This is a genomic window from Streptomyces sp. NPDC005374, assembly GCF_042872225.1.
Classification (GTDB): Bacteria; Actinomycetota; Actinomycetes; order Streptomycetales; family Streptomycetaceae; genus Streptomyces.
In genome coordinates, this window is record NZ_JBIAKA010000001.1 from 348894 (window position 1) to 363930 (window position 15037).

General features: G+C 70.3%; 13 protein-coding genes. 6 read left to right on the forward strand and 7 right to left on the reverse strand.

All coding sequences use genetic code 11. From position 1 onward, the window contains the following. Window positions 1-171: 171 nt before the first annotated feature. From ACFYRX_RS01685 to ACFYRX_RS01695, 3 genes are all read right to left on the reverse strand, one after another. The gene (locus ACFYRX_RS01685) at window positions 172-582 is read right to left on the reverse strand and encodes a DUF6113 family protein (RefSeq protein ID WP_389095637.1); all 411 of its coding nucleotides are present in this window, start codon (window positions 580-582) and stop codon (window positions 172-174) included. Continuing rightward, window positions 579-1436 (reverse strand): N-acetyl-1-D-myo-inositol-2-amino-2-deoxy-alpha-D-glucopyranoside deacetylase, encoded by an 858-nt coding sequence (mshB, locus tag ACFYRX_RS01690; RefSeq protein WP_389095638.1) that lies wholly within the window; start codon window positions 1434-1436, stop codon window positions 579-581. The genes ACFYRX_RS01685 and mshB overlap by 4 nt, the downstream gene beginning before the upstream one ends. Window positions 1437-1540: 104 nt before the next feature. Then, window positions 1541-1735, reverse strand: coding sequence for a hypothetical protein (locus ACFYRX_RS01695; RefSeq protein WP_020136789.1), 195 nt, complete (start codon window positions 1733-1735; stop codon window positions 1541-1543). A 175-nt stretch (window positions 1736-1910) separates the two neighbouring features. Here ACFYRX_RS01695 and ACFYRX_RS01700 point away from each other — a divergent pair, with 175 nt between their 5' ends. The 6 genes from ACFYRX_RS01700 (at window position 1911) to ACFYRX_RS01725 (ending at window position 10757) form a co-directional block, all read left to right on the forward strand. After that, a complete protein-coding gene (locus ACFYRX_RS01700) occupies window positions 1911-4031 on the forward strand; it encodes a prolyl oligopeptidase family serine peptidase (RefSeq protein WP_389095639.1) in 2121 nt (706 codons plus the stop codon). A 920-nt stretch (window positions 4032-4951) separates the two neighbouring features. Then, on the forward strand, window positions 4952-6823 hold the full coding sequence (locus ACFYRX_RS01705; protein WP_389095641.1) for an ABC transporter substrate-binding protein: 1872 nt from the start codon (window positions 4952-4954) through the stop codon (window positions 6821-6823). A 7-nt stretch (window positions 6824-6830) separates the two neighbouring features. After that, entirely contained in the window at window positions 6831-7862 is a 1032-nt protein-coding gene (locus ACFYRX_RS01710; RefSeq protein WP_389095642.1) for an ABC transporter permease, read from the forward strand. Then, on the forward strand, window positions 7859-8770 hold the full coding sequence (locus ACFYRX_RS01715; RefSeq protein ID WP_389095643.1) for an ABC transporter permease: 912 nt from the start codon (window positions 7859-7861) through the stop codon (window positions 8768-8770). The genes ACFYRX_RS01710 and ACFYRX_RS01715 overlap by 4 nt, the downstream gene beginning before the upstream one ends. Then, window positions 8767-9768 (forward strand): ABC transporter ATP-binding protein, encoded by a 1002-nt coding sequence (locus ACFYRX_RS01720; protein WP_389095645.1) that lies wholly within the window; start codon window positions 8767-8769, stop codon window positions 9766-9768. Before ACFYRX_RS01715 ends, ACFYRX_RS01720 begins: the two co-directional genes overlap by 4 nt. After that, window positions 9765-10757 (forward strand): ABC transporter ATP-binding protein, encoded by a 993-nt coding sequence (locus ACFYRX_RS01725; RefSeq protein ID WP_389095647.1) that lies wholly within the window; start codon window positions 9765-9767, stop codon window positions 10755-10757. Before ACFYRX_RS01720 ends, ACFYRX_RS01725 begins: the two co-directional genes overlap by 4 nt. A gap of 65 nt (window positions 10758-10822) precedes the next feature. Here the strand turns inward: ACFYRX_RS01725 and ACFYRX_RS01730 are convergent, their stop codons facing one another. The 4 genes from ACFYRX_RS01730 to ACFYRX_RS01745 are packed head-to-tail and all read right to left on the reverse strand — an operon-like array spanning window position 10823 to window position 14888. Then, window positions 10823-11971: an ABC transporter ATP-binding protein gene (locus ACFYRX_RS01730; protein WP_389095649.1), complete on the reverse strand. Its 1149-nt coding sequence runs from the start codon at window positions 11969-11971 to the stop codon at window positions 10823-10825. Continuing rightward, entirely contained in the window at window positions 11964-13019 is a 1056-nt protein-coding gene (locus ACFYRX_RS01735; protein WP_389095650.1) for an ABC transporter ATP-binding protein, read from the reverse strand. Before ACFYRX_RS01735 ends, ACFYRX_RS01730 begins: the two co-directional genes overlap by 8 nt. Before the next feature lie 11 nt (window positions 13020-13030). Next, on the reverse strand, window positions 13031-13969 hold the full coding sequence (locus ACFYRX_RS01740; RefSeq protein ID WP_389095652.1) for an ABC transporter permease: 939 nt from the start codon (window positions 13967-13969) through the stop codon (window positions 13031-13033). After that, entirely contained in the window at window positions 13962-14888 is a 927-nt protein-coding gene (locus tag ACFYRX_RS01745; protein ID WP_389095654.1) for an ABC transporter permease, read from the reverse strand. The genes ACFYRX_RS01740 and ACFYRX_RS01745 overlap by 8 nt, the downstream gene beginning before the upstream one ends. Window positions 14889-15037 lie beyond the last annotated feature (149 nt).

Genomic DNA, 15037 nt, shown 5'->3' on the forward strand with positions numbered 1-15037 from the left:
CCGCCCGTTTCGACCTTCACTGCGGGTGGGGGTCCTCCGGCCCTGGTGGTGCGAGGCTGGAGGAAGCTCGGCGGCGCGCACCACCATACTGGCCACTTCTGGCCCGTATCCCACGACCGCCGGGGAAACCCACACGGGACTCGCACGCCGGCGATGCGGAGAAGTGGTACGTCACTTGCCAAGTCGGACGGCGGCGCCGCCTGGTTGCCGCCCCTGTCCAAGGGTGGCGCAGATCACAGCCACAGCCATGCCACCGAGCAGGAAGAGATAGGAGCCACTTCCTGCGGCGAAGACGAAGTCGCCTTCCGGACGGCCGGCGGTGAGGAAGATGACGGCGATCACCCAGCCGGCGGCCGGCGCCACGGCTCCGGCACGACTGTCGGCGGCGCGTGCCCCGCCGAGCAGCAGTCCGGCCTCGGCCAGCAGCGCGAGCAGCAGTCCGCCCGGGAACCAACTGCCCTGCACCAGCGAGCCTGCGAGCCCCACCACCGCGCCGAGCACGAGGAGGCCGAGGTAGGCGGCGGCTCTTCCCGCGGTCGGGCGCTGCAGAGGCTGGGCGAGCATCGACGTACGGTCGCTCATGACGCGCCCTCGATCCCGGAGAACAGGTCGGTCTCCCTCGTGCCCCCGTGTTCCCCTCTTACCAATTCGTAGTACTCGGTGGTGAAGAGGGGTTGCGCGAGTTCGTTGGAGAGCGCGAAGTACGCCCCCGATACGTCGATCTGGGTGGCGTGCGCGGTCATCGCGGCGCCCTTGGCGGCGGCGTACGCCGTGCCGTCGATCTCCGTGGTGATCCGCTCGTCGTCCACGACACCGGGTACGTCGCCGAGGACGCCGGCCTTGGCGAAGGGGAGGCCGGGCAGGTCGGCGTGGAGCCGGGCGAAGGCCTGCTCGCCGACCGTGCGCGGTACGCGGTTCCAGTAGACCTTCTCGATCCGCCAGCCCGCGTCGGCGGCGAGATCGACCGCACGCATGGCGACCCGGTGGGCCTGGATGTGGTCGGGGTGGCCGTACCCGCCGTGGTCGTCGTAGGTGACGAGGACCTGGGGACGGACCTCCAGGATCACCTCGGCGAGATACGCGGCGGCCTGGTCGACGTCGGCCCGCCAGAAGCAGGCCGGGTCGCCGTTGTCCGGGAGGCCCATCATTCCGGAGTCCTGGTAGCGCCCGGCGCCGCCGAGCAGGCGGAAGTCCTCGACGCCGAGTGCGCGCAGGGCCGCGGTGAGCTCGCCCCGCCGGTGCTCGCCCAGGGCGGCGCCGGTCAGGTGCCGCAGCCCCGGCGGGATGACCTCGCCGAGTTCGCCGAGGGTGCAGGTGACAAGGGTCACCCGGGCACCCTCGGCCGTGTACCTGGCCATGGTCGCGCCGTTGTTGATCGACTCGTCGTCCGGGTGCGCGTGCACCAGGAGAAGTCGCCGGGCGGGCTGTTCCGTCATGGCCCCAGCCTACGAGGAGCCACTGACAGTCCCGCGCAGCCGGGGTCGCCGGGGACGCCCTGGTCGCCGAGGTCGTCAGGGCCGTCGGCGTCGCCGGAGCGGGGTCAGAACTTGATGCTGCCGATCATGCCCGCGATGTTCGTCGTGAGCTCGCTGATCGTCGGTGCGATCGAGGAGGCGGCAAGATAGAACCCGAGCAGGATGCACACGACCGCGTGCCCGCCCTTCAATCCCGACTTCTTGATCAGCAAGAAGACGACGATCGCCAGCAGCACCACCGCCGAAATCGAGAGTGCCACGGCGGTTCACCTCCAAAGATCCCAGGGACGCGGGGTCGGACCAGGGGGGCAGATAAATCCATACGTCAGCCAGCAGGTTCATACCCACTATGCGGTAGTGATCATAACTATCCGCACCTGCGCATCCGTCGGCGCACGGCCGCACAAGGGGGCGCATGGCCAATATGGTCGGGGCATGACGACCGAGCCTGACTCCTTTCCCCGACGGCACGCCCGTACCCAGCGCTTCACGCTCGGCGCGCCGCGCGCGTTCACCGTGGCGCCCGACGGGTCGCGTGTCGTGTATCTGCGCTCGAACTCCGGCACGGACCGGGCCAATTCACTGTGGGTGCTCGACACGGCGGACGGCGGGGAGCGCCTGGCGGCCGACCCGAGCACCCTCCTCGGCGGCGCGGTGGAGCGCCTCTCCCCCGAGGAGCGGGCCCGGCGTGAGCGCAGCCGTGAGGGTGGCGCGGGCATCGTCGGCTACGTCACCGACGCAGCCGTCGAGTTGGCCTCTTTCGCGTTGTCAGGGCGGCTTTTCACAGCGGAACTCCGAGTCGGCACGGCACGTGAACTCCCCGTCCCCGGGCCGGTGATCGACCCGCGCCCGGCTCCCGACGGACGGCACATCGCGTACGTCGCCCGGGGCGCCCTGAGAGTCGTGGACGCCGGAGGTGAAGGCGACCGGGCGCTCGTCGAGCCGGACGCGGACCAGGTCACGTGGGGCCTCGCGGAGTTCGTCGCGGCCGAGGAGATGGGCCGCTCACGGGGCTTCTGGTGGTCGCCGGAGTCGGACCGGCTGCTGGTCGCGCGTGTGGACGACACGCCCGTGCAGCGCTGGTGGATCTCCGATCCGGCCCATCCGGAGCGTGATCCACAACACATCCCGTACCCGGCGGCGGGCACCGCCAACGCGGACGTGCGGCTGTTCGTGGTCACCCTGGACGGGCTGCGCACGGAGGTCACCTGGGACCGTGGGCGCTATCCGTATCTGGCCCATGTGCACTGGTCAGCGGCGGGCGCTCCCCTGCTGCTCGTACAGGCGCGCGACCAGCGCAGCCAGCTGTTTCTCGCGGTGGACCCGGAGACCGGCGCGACCCGGATGGTGCACGCGGACGAAGATCCAACTTGGCTGGATCTTTTCCCCGGGGTGCCCTGCTGGAGCCCTTCGGGGCAGCTCGTGCGCATCGCCGACGAGGGCGGGGCGCGGGTGCTGGCGGTCGGCGAACGCCCGCTGACCGGACCGCAGTTGCACGTCCGCGCGGTTCTGGACGTCGGCCGGGACGACGTCCTGGTCTCGGCGTCGGCCGGTGCGGAGGCCGAGTCCCCGGCGACCGGCGAGGTGCACGTCTACCGGGTGAACGAGCTCGGAATGGAGCGCGTGTCGCAGGAACCGGGCGTGCACTCGGCGGTGCGCGCCGGGGGCGTGACCGTGCTGGTCTCCGCGACTCCGGACCGGCCGGGCACCCGCGCGCGAGTGCTGCGCGGCGGCAAGGAGACGGCGACTGTCACGTCGTACGCCGAAGATCCCGGTTTGACCCCGCGCGTGACCCTCACCGAGGGGGGCGCACGAAAGATCCCGTGCGCCGTGCTCTTGCCGCAGGACTACACCGGTGACACCCCGCTTCCGGTTTTGCTGGACCCGTACGGCGGTCCGCACGGGCAGCGGGTGGTCGCCGCCCACAACCCGCACCTCACCTCGCAGTGGTTCGCCGACCAGGGTTTCGCGGTGGTCGTGGCCGACGGCCGGGGCACCCCCGGGCACTCCCCCGCCTGGGAGAAGGCGGTCCGCGACGACCTCGCGGCGGTGGTGCTCCAGGACCAGGTCGACGCGCTCCAGGCACTCGCCGAGGACTTCCCGCTGGACCTCTCCCGGGTCGCGATCCGCGGCTGGTCCTTCGGCGGCTACCTGGCCGCGCTCGCGGTGCTGCGCCGGCCCGACGTCTTCCACGCGGCCGTGGTCGGCGCCCCGGTCACCGACCTGCGCCTGTACGACACCCACTACCAGGAGCGCTACCTCGGCCACCCGGACGAACAGCCGGAGGTCTACCGCCGCAACTCGCTGGTCGACGACGAGGGCCTCGTCGACGCGGTCGGGCCGCACCGCCCGATGATGATCATCCACGGGCTGGCGGACGACAACGTGGTCGTCGCCCACTCCCTGCGCCTGTCCTCGGCCCTGCTGGCCGCCGGCCGCCCGCACGAGGTGCTCCCGCTGTCCGGGGTGACCCACATGACGCCGCAGGAGACGGTCGCCGAGAACCTGCCGCGGCTCCAGCTGGACTTCCTTCGGCGCGCTCTCGAACTGGGCTGAGCGGAGACTTCCACCCCGCGGCCGGCCCCGCCCGTGAAGTCGTCACCACCGTGCGTGGTGTGCTGCTGCGAATCATGTGCGGTCGCGCCGCCCCGCGGATGAAGATCGAGACGGAGGTGGACGCGCGACTGCTCACCTCGCCTCGCGATGGCGCGGTGAGCAGTCACTCGAAGAAGCGGGCGGGCTCAGGGGCACCGGAGCCACACGCCGGACGTGGCGAAAGTGGAGCACAGCCACAGGTTCACGCGACCGTGGGCCCTCCGGAGCCAGGGGCGGACCGTCCTACCGGGACCGGCCGTCTCGGCGACCGTCGCGCCGCAGGTCATGGCCCCGCGATTCCCGATGCCACAGTCCGTTCGATGCGAATCACGAAAGGCAACGGGCCGGGACGACATGGCGCGTCCCGGCCCGTTTACGGCACCCGCACGGCCGTACGTTCCTCAGAGTGGCGCGTCCGTATATCGGAAACGGGTCGGCCGCGTTGCCTCCGTGTTACTCCGGCGGGCCGACGCCGGCAGCGCTTCCCCGGACCCGGGCGCGGGTCATCCGGTCCGCCTTGCGCCTCCCCGGCCCGACGCCCCGTCACGCTCCTCACGCGAGAAGGGACTTCACGTGGCGGAACGACCCTGCGCCGGCACCCGGCGGTGTCCGGGAGTCACGAGATCATCACGGCGGCGGACTCCGCCCGCTGACGGTGCCAGCGCTCCACCAGGACCCCTTCACCGGTCTGGACCAATATCGGAGCGAAGCGACACCAATTCGTCGTTTCCGCAGGCCAAACGGGCTACGCGCGCCGTTGACGGGTGCAGACCGCCGCTGGTAGACACTCTCATCACCCAGCTGGCGTCACAGACAAGTTCCCGGCACCGACGTTCCGAACAAGCCGTCCCTGTGCGAGCGATGACGTGAGGTCACGACCCATGAGTCCACAAGACCAGCACGGCACAAGGCGTTCACACCCGAGAGCCCCGCGCCCTCGCACACCCCGGCTCGTCGCGGCCGCCGGCGCCCTCGCCCTGACCGTCTCGGCGGTCCTCGCGACCCCGCTGAACCCGGCGCCCCGGACGGCCCAGGCCGCCGACGGCGACAAGACCCTCACCGTCGCGGTCGCACAGAGCGTCGACTCGCTGAGCCCCTTCCTGGCCGTACGGCTGGTCAGCACGAGCATCCTGCGGCTCACGTACGAGTACCTGACCGACTACGACCCCGGGGACGCCCACCCGGTCCCGGGCCTCGCGACCAGCTGGAAGCCGTCCCCGGACAAGCTCACCTGGACCTACACCATCCGTTCCGACGCCAAGTGGTCGGACGGGCAGCAGGTGACCGCCCAGGACGCCGCGTGGACGTTCAACAAGCTGATGACCGACCAGGCGGCCGCCACCGCCAACGGCAGCTTCGTCACCAACTTCAGCAAGGTGACGGCCCCGAGCCCCACCCAGTTGGTCATCCAGCTGAAGAAGCCGCAGGCGACGATGACCGCCCTGGACGTGCCGATCGTGCCCGAGCACGTCTGGAAGGACGTCAAGGACTTCTCGAAGTTCAACAACGACAAGAGCTTCCCCGTCGTCGGTGACGGCCCCTTCGTCCTCACCGAGTACAAGGCGGACAGCTACGTCCGGCTCAAGGCCAACAAGGACTTCTGGCGCGGGGCACCGAAGTTCGACGAACTGGTCTTCAAGTACTACAAGGACCAGGACGCGGCGGTGGCCGCCCTGCGCAAGGGCGAGGTGTCCTTCGTGGCCGGCCAGCCGGCCCTGACGCCCGCTCAGGCCGCCTCGCTCAAGGGCCAGAAGGACATCCGCGTCAACGACGCGCCCGGCCGCCGCTTCTACGCCCTCGCCACCAACCCCGGCGCCAGGGCGAAGAACGGCCAGAAGTTCGGCGACGGCGACCCCTCCCTGCTGGACCAGCGGGTGCGCAACGCCCTGTTCCTGGCCGTGGACCGCAAGACCCTCATCGACAGGGTCTTCCAGGGCCACGCGGTCGAGGGCCAGGGCTACATCCCGCCGCGCTTCTCGACGTACTTCTGGAAACCGTCCGCGAGCCAGACGCTCGCCTACGACCCCGCGAAGGCCGCCCGGCTCCTGGACCAGGCGGGCTACAAGAAGAACGCCGCGGGCAAGCGGGTCGGCAAGGACGGCAAACCGCTGGACTACCGCGTCCTGTGCCACGCCACCGACCCGAACGACAAGGCGGTCGGCCAGTACCTCAAGGAGTGGTGGGGCAAGCTCGGCATCGGCATGACGCTGGACTGCCTGGACAACGTCACCGACCCCTGGCTCGCGGGCAAGTACGACCTCGCCTTCGACGGCTGGTCGGTCAACCCCGACCCGGACTTCGTCCTGTCGATCCACACCTGCGCGGCCCTGCCCGCGACCCCGAAGGACACCGGCGCGACCGACAACTTCATCTGCGACAAGACCTACGACGAGCTGTACGCCAAGCAGCTCGCCGAGTACGACTCCGCCAAACGGGCCACCATCGTCCAGCAGATGGAGTCGCGGCTGTACGACCTGGGGTACATGAACGTCATGGCATACCCGAACGCGGTCGAGGCCTACCGCACCGACCAGATCAAGTCGATCGAGACGATGCCCAGGGCCGCCGGCAACATCTACGGCCAGGACGGCTACTGGGGCTGGTGGTCGGCCGTTCCGGCGGACTCCGGCTCGTCCTCCGGGGGCTCCTCGACCGGGGTGATCGTCGGTGTCGTCGCCGGGGTCGTGATCCTCGCCGGTGCCGGGGTGTTCCTCGCGATGCGCCGCCGCACCACCGCCGACGACCGCGAGTAGGCGGTCCATGGTCTCCGACGCGGTATCCGCACCCGTCGCCAGGGCGAGACGGACCGGCTCCGGCAGCACGTATCCGAGGTACGTGGCCGGCAAGGCGGGCGGTGCCGTCGTCTCGCTGCTGGCCGTCCTCGTCACCGGCTTCTTCCTGTTCCGGCTGATCCCCGGTGACCCGGTCAAGACCATGACGGGCGGCCGGCCCGTATCGGCGGCCCAGCTCGCCGAGTACCGCAGGCAGTTCGGGCTCGACCTGCCCCTGTGGGAGCAGTTCACCGACTACTGCCGCAAGGCACTCACCGGTGACCTGGGCATGTCGTACCAGTTCCGCACCCCGGTCATCGACAAGATCACCGAGGCACTGCCGAACACCCTCCTGCTGACCGGCACCGCCTTCGTCCTCTACACCGCGCTCGGCATGGTCCTCGGGATCCGCTCGGCCTGGCGGCAGGGCCGGCTCGGCGACCGTCTGAACACCGGTCTGGCGCTGACCCTGTACTCCGTCCCGTCGTTCTGGCTCGGCCTGCTGCTCATCATCGTCTTCGGCGTGGGCCTCGGCCCCGTCCCCGGGCTGTTCCCGACCGGCGGCATGGAATCGGGCGGCGAGGAGGGCCTGGCCTACGTCCTCGACGTCGCCCACCACCTCGTACTCCCCGTGCTCACCCTGGTCGCGGTCGAGTACGGCCAGACGCTGCTGGTCACCCGCTCCGCGCTGCTGGACGAGATGGGCAGCGACTATCTGACGACCGCCCGCGCCAAGGGACTGCGCGACGACCTGGTGCGGCGCCGGCACGCCGTGCCCAACGCGCTGCTGCCCACCGTCACCCTGGTCTTCGTCAACCTCGGCCGGACCGTCGCCGGCGTCATCCTGGTCGAGACCGTCTTCTCCTGGCCGGGCCTGGGCGGACTGTTCTACCAGGCCCTGAGCGTGCCCGATCTGCCCCTGGTGCAGGGGCTGTTCCTCTTCTTCGCCTCGGCGGTGATCGTCATGAACACGCTGGCCGACCTGGTCTATCCGCTGCTCGACCCGCGGGTGGGCCGATGACGGGCGAGGCCGGGACCGCCGGACCACGCGCGCTCGCCCGGCAGCGCCGCCGCCGCTCCGCCGTACGGTTCTGGCGCAGCTACCGCACCCACGGTGCCGGGCTGCTCGGTCTGGGCGCGCTCGTCCTGTTCGCCCTGGTCGCGCTGACCGCGCCGCTGACGGTCGGCTCGGACGTGGCCGGCGTGACCGACGCCCCGGGCCGTCCCCTGCAGTCGCCGAGCGCCGAGTTCCCGCTGGGCACCGACCAGTTCGGGCGCGACCTGCTGGGCCTGGTGGTGTGGGGTTCGCGGGTCTCGCTGCTCGTCGGGCTGCTCGCGGCCGTGCTGTCGGTGGCGATCGGCGCGGTCGTGGGCATCACCGCCGGGCACTTCAAGGGCGCGTACGCAACCGTGCTGATGCGGATCACGGACTGGTTCCTGGTGATGCCGACCCTGGTGCTCGCCATCGCGCTGGCCACCGTGATGTCCCGCTCGCTCGGCACGGTGATCCTCGCGATCGGTGTCACCTCCTGGCCGACCACGGCCCGGCTGGTGCGCGCCCAGACGCTGGCGGTGGAGTCACGGCCGTACATCGAACGGGCCAAGGCGCTCGGCGGCGGCCACTGGCACATCATGACCCGGCACGTGCTGCCCAACGTGACGCCGCTGGTCCTCGCCCAGACCACGCTGATGATCTCCTCCTCGGTGCTCGCGGAGGCGACGCTGGCCTTCCTCGGTCTCGGCGATCCGACGGTCATCTCATGGGGCGGGCTGCTGCAGGACGCGCGCGAGGCGGGCGCGGTGAGCGCCGGCGACTGGTGGTACCTGGTGCCGCCCGGCATCGCGATCGCCCTGGTCGCGCTGGCGTTCACGCTCTGCGGGCGGGCGGTCGAGTCCGTGCTCAATCCCAGACTGGGGGTGGCCCGTTGACGCTGCTGGAGGTCCGGGACCTGACCGTGACGTACCCGGGCGGGGCCGCCGCCGTGCGGGGCGTGGACCTGTCCGTCGAGGCCGGTCGCAAGCTCGGTGTCGCGGGCGAGTCCGGCTGCGGCAAGTCCACGCTGGCGCTGGCCCTGCTGCGGCTGCTGCCGGCCGGTACCGAGGTCGGCGGGCAGATCCTGCTCGACGGCGAGGACGTCCTGGCCATGCGGTGGGGGCGGGTCCGCGCGGTGCGCTGGGCAGGCGCCTCGATCGTCTTCCAGGGGGCCATGCACTCGCTCAACCCCGTGCACCGGGTCGGCGACCAGATCGCCGAGCCGATCCTGCTGCACGGCGGGGCGACCCCGGCGGCGGCGCGGAAACGCACCGGCGAGCTGCTGGAGCAGGTCGGCCTGCCGGCCTCGCGGGCGCGGGCGTATCCGCACGAGCTCTCCGGTGGTCAGCGCCAGCGCGTCATGATCGCCATGGCGCTGGCCTGCGGCCCGCGGCTCGTCATCGCCGACGAGCCGACCACCGCGCTGGACGTGATGATCCAGGCGCAGATCCTCCGTCTGATCGAACAGCTCGTCTCCGAGCAGGAGTTGGGCCTGATCATGATCAGCCACGACCTGGCGGTGCTGGCCGACACCTGCGACCGGCTGGCGCTGATGTACGCGGGCCGGGTGGTCGAGGAGGGCCCCGCGCGAACCGTCTACGAGAACGCCCTGCACCCGTACGGCGGCGCCCTGTCGGCGGCCTTCCCCCGCATCGGCGACCCGGCCTCCCGGTTCGCCCCGCGCGGCCTGGCCGGCGACCCGCCCGACCCCTCCGACCTGCCGTCCGGCTGCACCTTCCACCCGCGCTGCCACCGGGCCCTGGACATCTGCGCCACCCAGGACCAGGCACTGCGCGAGGCGGGGCAGGGACGGCGGGCGGCGTGCGTGCACGTGGGCCCGCCGGTGCCGCCTCCGGCCGGTGGTCCCGCCCAGGACGTGAGGACCAGCACATGACGACGACTCCCCCGCCCCTGCTCAGCGCCCAGGGCCTGCACATCACCTTCCCCGGACGCCACGGCTCCCCGCCGGCCCGCGCCGTGGACGGCGTCGAACTCGACATCGGCGCCGGGGAGATCGTGGCGCTGGTCGGCGAGTCGGGATGCGGCAAGACGACACTGGCGCGCTCGCTGCTGGGCCTGGTCCCGCCGACCTCCGGGAGCGTCCGCTTCGACGGGCAGCCCCTGGTGTACTCCTCCCGGGCGCTGAAGGCCTACCGCAGACGCGTCCAGCTGGTGCTGCAGGACCCCAGCGGCTCCCTGAACCCCCGGCACACGGTGTACGACGCGGTGGCCGAGGGACTGCGGATCCACGGAACCGGGGGCGACGAGCGGGCGGCGGTCGCCGAGGCCCTCTCCCGGGCAGGTCTGCGTCCGCCCGAGCGCTTCTTCCTGCGCTATCCGCACGAGCTGTCCGGGGGCCAGCGTCAACGGGTCGTCATCGCGGGTGCGCTGGTCCTGCAGCCCGAACTCATCGTCGCCGACGAGCCGGTGGCCTCCCTGGACGCCTCCGTACGCGGCGAGATCCTCGCCCTGCTGCTGCGCCTGCGCACCGAACTGGGCCTGTCCGCCCTGGTGGTGACCCACGACCTGGGCCTGGCCTGGAACGTCGCCGACCGCGTCGCGGTGATGTACCTCGGCCGGATCGTGGAGACCGGCACGGTGGAGCAGGTCCTGACGGCGCCCCGGCACCCGTACACCCAGGCGCTGTTGTCGGTGCTGCCGGAGGCGCCGGACGAGCCGGTGGTGCTGACCGGTGAGCCTCCGGACCCGTCCCGGATCCCCTCCGGGTGCCGTTTCCACGCCCGCTGCCAGGTCCTGGCCTCGGGGGAGGCGGAGCGGGCGGGCGTCGCGGCCGCGTGCCGTACCGAGGACCTGGAGGTACTGCGGGGCGGGGACGAGACACAGGTCGCCTGCCACTGGGCGCGGGCACGGGTCTCCACCTGACGCGAAACGCCGGTTCCCGGCACCCTCGCGGGGTGCCGGGAACCGTGACGGTGTGCTCGCGGGCGTCAGGCCGCGTGCACGATGTCCTTGTCCTCCGCGAAGTGGCAGGCCGACTCGTGCGCGGCCGGGGAGTCCGAGCTCTTGAAACGCTCGGGGATCGCCAGGAGCGGCGTCTCCTCGGCGCACTTGTCCTGCGCCTTCCAGCACCGGGTGCGGAAACTGCAGCCGGACGGCGGGTTGGCCGGGGACGGCACGTCACCGGTCAGGATGATCCGCTCGCGGTGCGCGCGGGCCTCCGGGTCCGGAACGGGGACCGCCGACAGCAGCGCCTGGGTGTAGGGGTGCGTCGGGTGCTCGTAGATCTGCTGGTCCGTGCCGATCTCGGCCATCTTGCCGAGGTACATCACGCCCACCCGGTCCGAGATGTGCCGGACGATCGACAGGTCGTGCGCGATGAAGATGTAGGACAGGTTGAACTCGTCCTGCAGTCCCTCCATCAGGTTGATGACCTGCGCCTGGACGGAGACGTCCAGGGCGGAGACCGGCTCGTCGCAGATGATGATCTCGGGGTTCAGGGCCAGGCCTCGGGCGATGCCGATGCGCTGACGCTGACCGCCGGAGAACTGGTGCGGGTAGCGGTTGATGTACTCGGGGTTGAGGCCGACGACGTCCAGCAGATCCTTGACCTTGCGCCGCCGGTCGCCCTTCGGAGCCACCTCGGGGTGGATGTCGAAGGGCTCACCGATGATGTCGCCCACCGTCATACGCGGGTTGAGCGAGGTGTACGGGTCCTGGAAGATCATCTGGATGTTCCGGCGGACCGCCTTCAGGGCCTTGCCGGACAGCCTGGTGATGTCCTGGCCCTTGTAGAAGACCTCGCCCGCGGTCGCCTGCTCCAGGCTCATCAGGAGCTTGGCGACCGTCGACTTGCCGCAGCCGGACTCGCCCACGATGCCCAGGGTCTCGCCCTGGTACAGGTCGAAGGAGATGCCGTCGACGGCCTTCACGGCGCCGATCTGGCGCTTGAAGACGATGCCCATGGTCAGCGGGAAGTGCTTCACCAGGTTGCGCACCTGCAGGATCGGCTCGCCCCGCTCGACGGGCGTGTCGAGGGCGGCGACCGCCTCGTCCTCCGAGTGCACGTCGGCGATCTCCACGTCGGAGACGTTGGGCGTCACGTCCTGAGGCTCGGCTGCCTCGGTCGGCTCAGCCATGGATCGTCTCCTTCCAGAAGTGGCACGCGCTGGCGCGGCCGGGCAGTTCCGTTCCGTCCCGCTCCGTCACCGGAACCAGCGGCGGGAAATCGGTACGGCAGATGTCCTGTGCCTTCTCGCACCGCGGGTTGAAGGCACAGCCCTGTGGCACCTTGAGCAGGTTGGGCGGCAGACCCTTGATCGCGTAGAGGTCCTGGCCCTTCTGGTCCAGACGCGGGATCGAGTCGAGCAGACCTCGGGTGTAGGGGTGCGCGGGGCGCTTGTACAGCTCGTGCACCGGCGCCGTCTCCACGATCCGGCCCGCGTACATCACCGCGATCTTGTCGGCGACGTCCGCGACCACTCCCAGGTCGTGGGTGATGAGGATGAGGCCCATCTGGTACTCGCGCTGCAACTCCGCCAGCAGGTCCATCACCTGGGCCTGGACGGTCACGTCGAGGGCCGTGGTGGGCTCGTCGGCGATGATCAGGTCCGGCTCGAGGGCGAGCGCCATGGCGATCATGATGCGCTGGCGCATACCGCCGGAGAACTGGTGCGGGTAGTCGCTCACCCGGGCCGCGGCGGCCGGGATCTTCACCCGGTCCATCAGCTCGATGGCCTTGGCCTTGGCCTCCTTGCGCGACGCTCCCTGGTGCACCCGGAACATCTCACCGAGCTGGAACCCCACGCTGAGCACGGGGTTGAGCGAGGAGAGCGCGTCCTGGAAGATCATCGCGATGCGCGCACCGCGCAGCTTGCGCCGCTCCTCCTCGGACATCGCGAGCATGTCCTGGCCGCGGAAGCGGATCTCACCCTGGGGGATACGGGCGGGCGGCATGTCGAGGATGCCCATGATCGCCTGCGCGGTCACGGACTTGCCGGAGCCGGACTCGCCGAGGACGGCGAGGGTCTGGCCGGACTCCACGGTGTAGTTCACGCCGTTGACGGCGCGGACCACGCCCTCGCGGGTGTTGAACTCCACGTGCAGGTCCCGCACTTCGAGCAGCGGGGCGGTCTTCTCGCCGTCGCGCGGAGCCGGGATGGCGTCTGTCGGGTCGATGATGGTCACGTACGCCTCCCTCAGCGCATCTTGGGGTCGAAGGCGTCGCGAACCACGTCGCCGAGCATGATGAACGCCAGCACGGTGAGGCTCAGGGCACCGGCCGGGAACAACAGCGCGTGCGGCGAGGTCAGGAACCTGTCCTGGGCGTCACTGATCATCACACCCCAGGAGATGTTCGGGTACTGGATGCCGATGCCGAGGTAGGACAGCGCGGCCTCGGCACCGATGTACACCCCGAGGTTCATGGTGGTGATGACGATGACGGGGGCGAGCGTGTTCGGCAGGATGTGCCGGAAGGCGATCCGCCACGAGTCCGCGCCCAGTGCCCGGGCGGCCGTCACGTAGTCGTTGTACTTGTTCGCGATGACCTCGCCACGCATGATCCGGAAGACCTGCGGCCAGCCGAGGATCGCCATGATGAGCGAGACCGACCAGACGTCGCCGCCGCCCCAGATCGACATGATCAGCAGACCGCCGACGATGAGCGGCAGGCCCGCGAACACCTCGGTGACCCGGGACAGGAGAGCGTCGGTCCAGCCGCCGATCAGGCCGGCCAGCATGCCCACCAGTCCGCCGATCAGGGTGGTGGCGATGGTGGTCACGACCCCGACGACGATCGAGTTGCGGGTGCCGTACACGGTGCGCGTGTAGATGTCGCAGCCCTGCACGTCGAAGCCGAACAGGTGCCCCGAGGAGGGCCCGTTCATGGAGTTCTGCAGCTGGCAGAACCCGCCCGAGAACGGGGAGCGCGCCGTGAACAGACTCGGCGCGATCGCCAGCGCGAGCAGCCCCACGATGACCAGGGCCGTCACGATGAACATGGGCCGCTTGCGCAGGTCCGCCCAGCCGTCCCTGAGGAGGCTCGCCTGACGGGCCGCGGCCTTCTCCTCGGCCTCGATCTCCTTGGCGAGGGCGTCCTCGTCGGTGGTGGGCCTCTCTATCGTCTTCTCACTCATAACGGATCCTCGGGTCGAGCACGGCGTACAGCAGGTCTACGAGGAGGTTGGCGACCAGGTAGATCAGCACCAGCAGGGTCACCAGACCGACCACGACGGGCCGCTCACGCAGATATACGGACTGGGCCAGCTGGCCACCGATGCCGGGCATGTTGAACACGCGCTCGGTGATGATGGCACCGCCCATGAGGGCGCCCAGGTCGAAGCCCAGGAACGTGACGACCGGGATCATGGAGTTGCGCAGGGCGTGCACGCCGATGACCCGGCGCCGGGGCAGACCCTTGGCGATCGCCGTACGGACGTAGTCGGCGCGGATCGACTCCGCCATGCTCGTGCGCACCAGCCGTGCGATGTAGGCCATGGAGGTCGAGGCGAGCACGACGGCCGGAAGGATGTAGCTCTGCGGCCAGCCCTTCTCGATGCCGGCGACGGGCGTGATCTTGAGGTTCACGCCGAACTCCAGCTGGAGCACCGCGCCGAGCACGAAGACCGGGACCGAGATCAGCACGAGCGTGGCGACCAGCACCACGTTGTCGAGGAACTTGCCCTTCTTCAGCGCCGACATGATGCCCGCCAGGATGCCGATGACGGCCTCGATGGCGAAGGCGGTCAGTCCCAGCTTCAGCGTGATGGGGAACCGCTCGGAGACGATGTCCGAGATGGCCCGGCCGTTGTACGTCTCACCGAGGTCACCGGTGAAGACGCCGCTGATGTAGTGCCAGTACTGCTGGTACAGCGGCTCGTTGAGGTGGTAGTGATCGCGAAGGATCGCCGCGATGTTCGGGTCGGCGCGCTTGTCGCCGGCCAGTGCCTGGATCGGATCGCCGGGCAGAGCGAAGACCAGGCAGAAGATGATGAACGTGACGCCTATCGCTACAGGGATCACCTGCAGGAGACGGCGCACGACGTATCGGCCCATCGGTACTCCAGAGGGGGTGCTCGAACCGCCCGTGGCCGGGGGGACGGCACTGTCGGACGGGAAACGGCAGAAGGGGTGAGCAGGGGAGGGCTACGAGCCTTTCCCCCTGCTCACCCGGTGTCCGTCGGAACGGACCTGCTCAGTTACGG

Bases quoted from the DNA above. Each gene is read 5' to 3' on its own strand.
- mshB (WP_389095638.1), bottom strand. From the start codon at position 1,436: ATGACGGAACAGCCCGCCCGGCGACTTCTCCTGGTGCACGCGCACCCG.
- ACFYRX_RS01725 (WP_389095647.1), top strand. From the start codon at position 9,765: ATGACGACGACTCCCCCGCCCCTGCTCAGCGCCCAGGGCCTGCACATC.
- ACFYRX_RS01685 (WP_389095637.1), bottom strand. From the start codon at position 582: ATGAGCGACCGTACGTCGATGCTCGCCCAGCCTCTGCAGCGCCCGACC.
- ACFYRX_RS01715 (WP_389095643.1), top strand. From the start codon at position 7,859: ATGACGGGCGAGGCCGGGACCGCCGGACCACGCGCGCTCGCCCGGCAG.
- ACFYRX_RS01710 (WP_389095642.1), top strand. From the start codon at position 6,831: ATGGTCTCCGACGCGGTATCCGCACCCGTCGCCAGGGCGAGACGGACC.
- ACFYRX_RS01740 (WP_389095652.1), bottom strand. From the start codon at position 13,969: ATGAGTGAGAAGACGATAGAGAGGCCCACCACCGACGAGGACGCCCTC.
- ACFYRX_RS01700 (WP_389095639.1), top strand. From the start codon at position 1,911: ATGACGACCGAGCCTGACTCCTTTCCCCGACGGCACGCCCGTACCCAG.
- ACFYRX_RS01745 (WP_389095654.1), bottom strand. From the start codon at position 14,888: ATGGGCCGATACGTCGTGCGCCGTCTCCTGCAGGTGATCCCTGTAGCG.
- ACFYRX_RS01730 (WP_389095649.1), bottom strand. From the start codon at position 11,971: ATGGCTGAGCCGACCGAGGCAGCCGAGCCTCAGGACGTGACGCCCAAC.
- ACFYRX_RS01705 (WP_389095641.1), top strand. From the start codon at position 4,952: ATGAGTCCACAAGACCAGCACGGCACAAGGCGTTCACACCCGAGAGCC.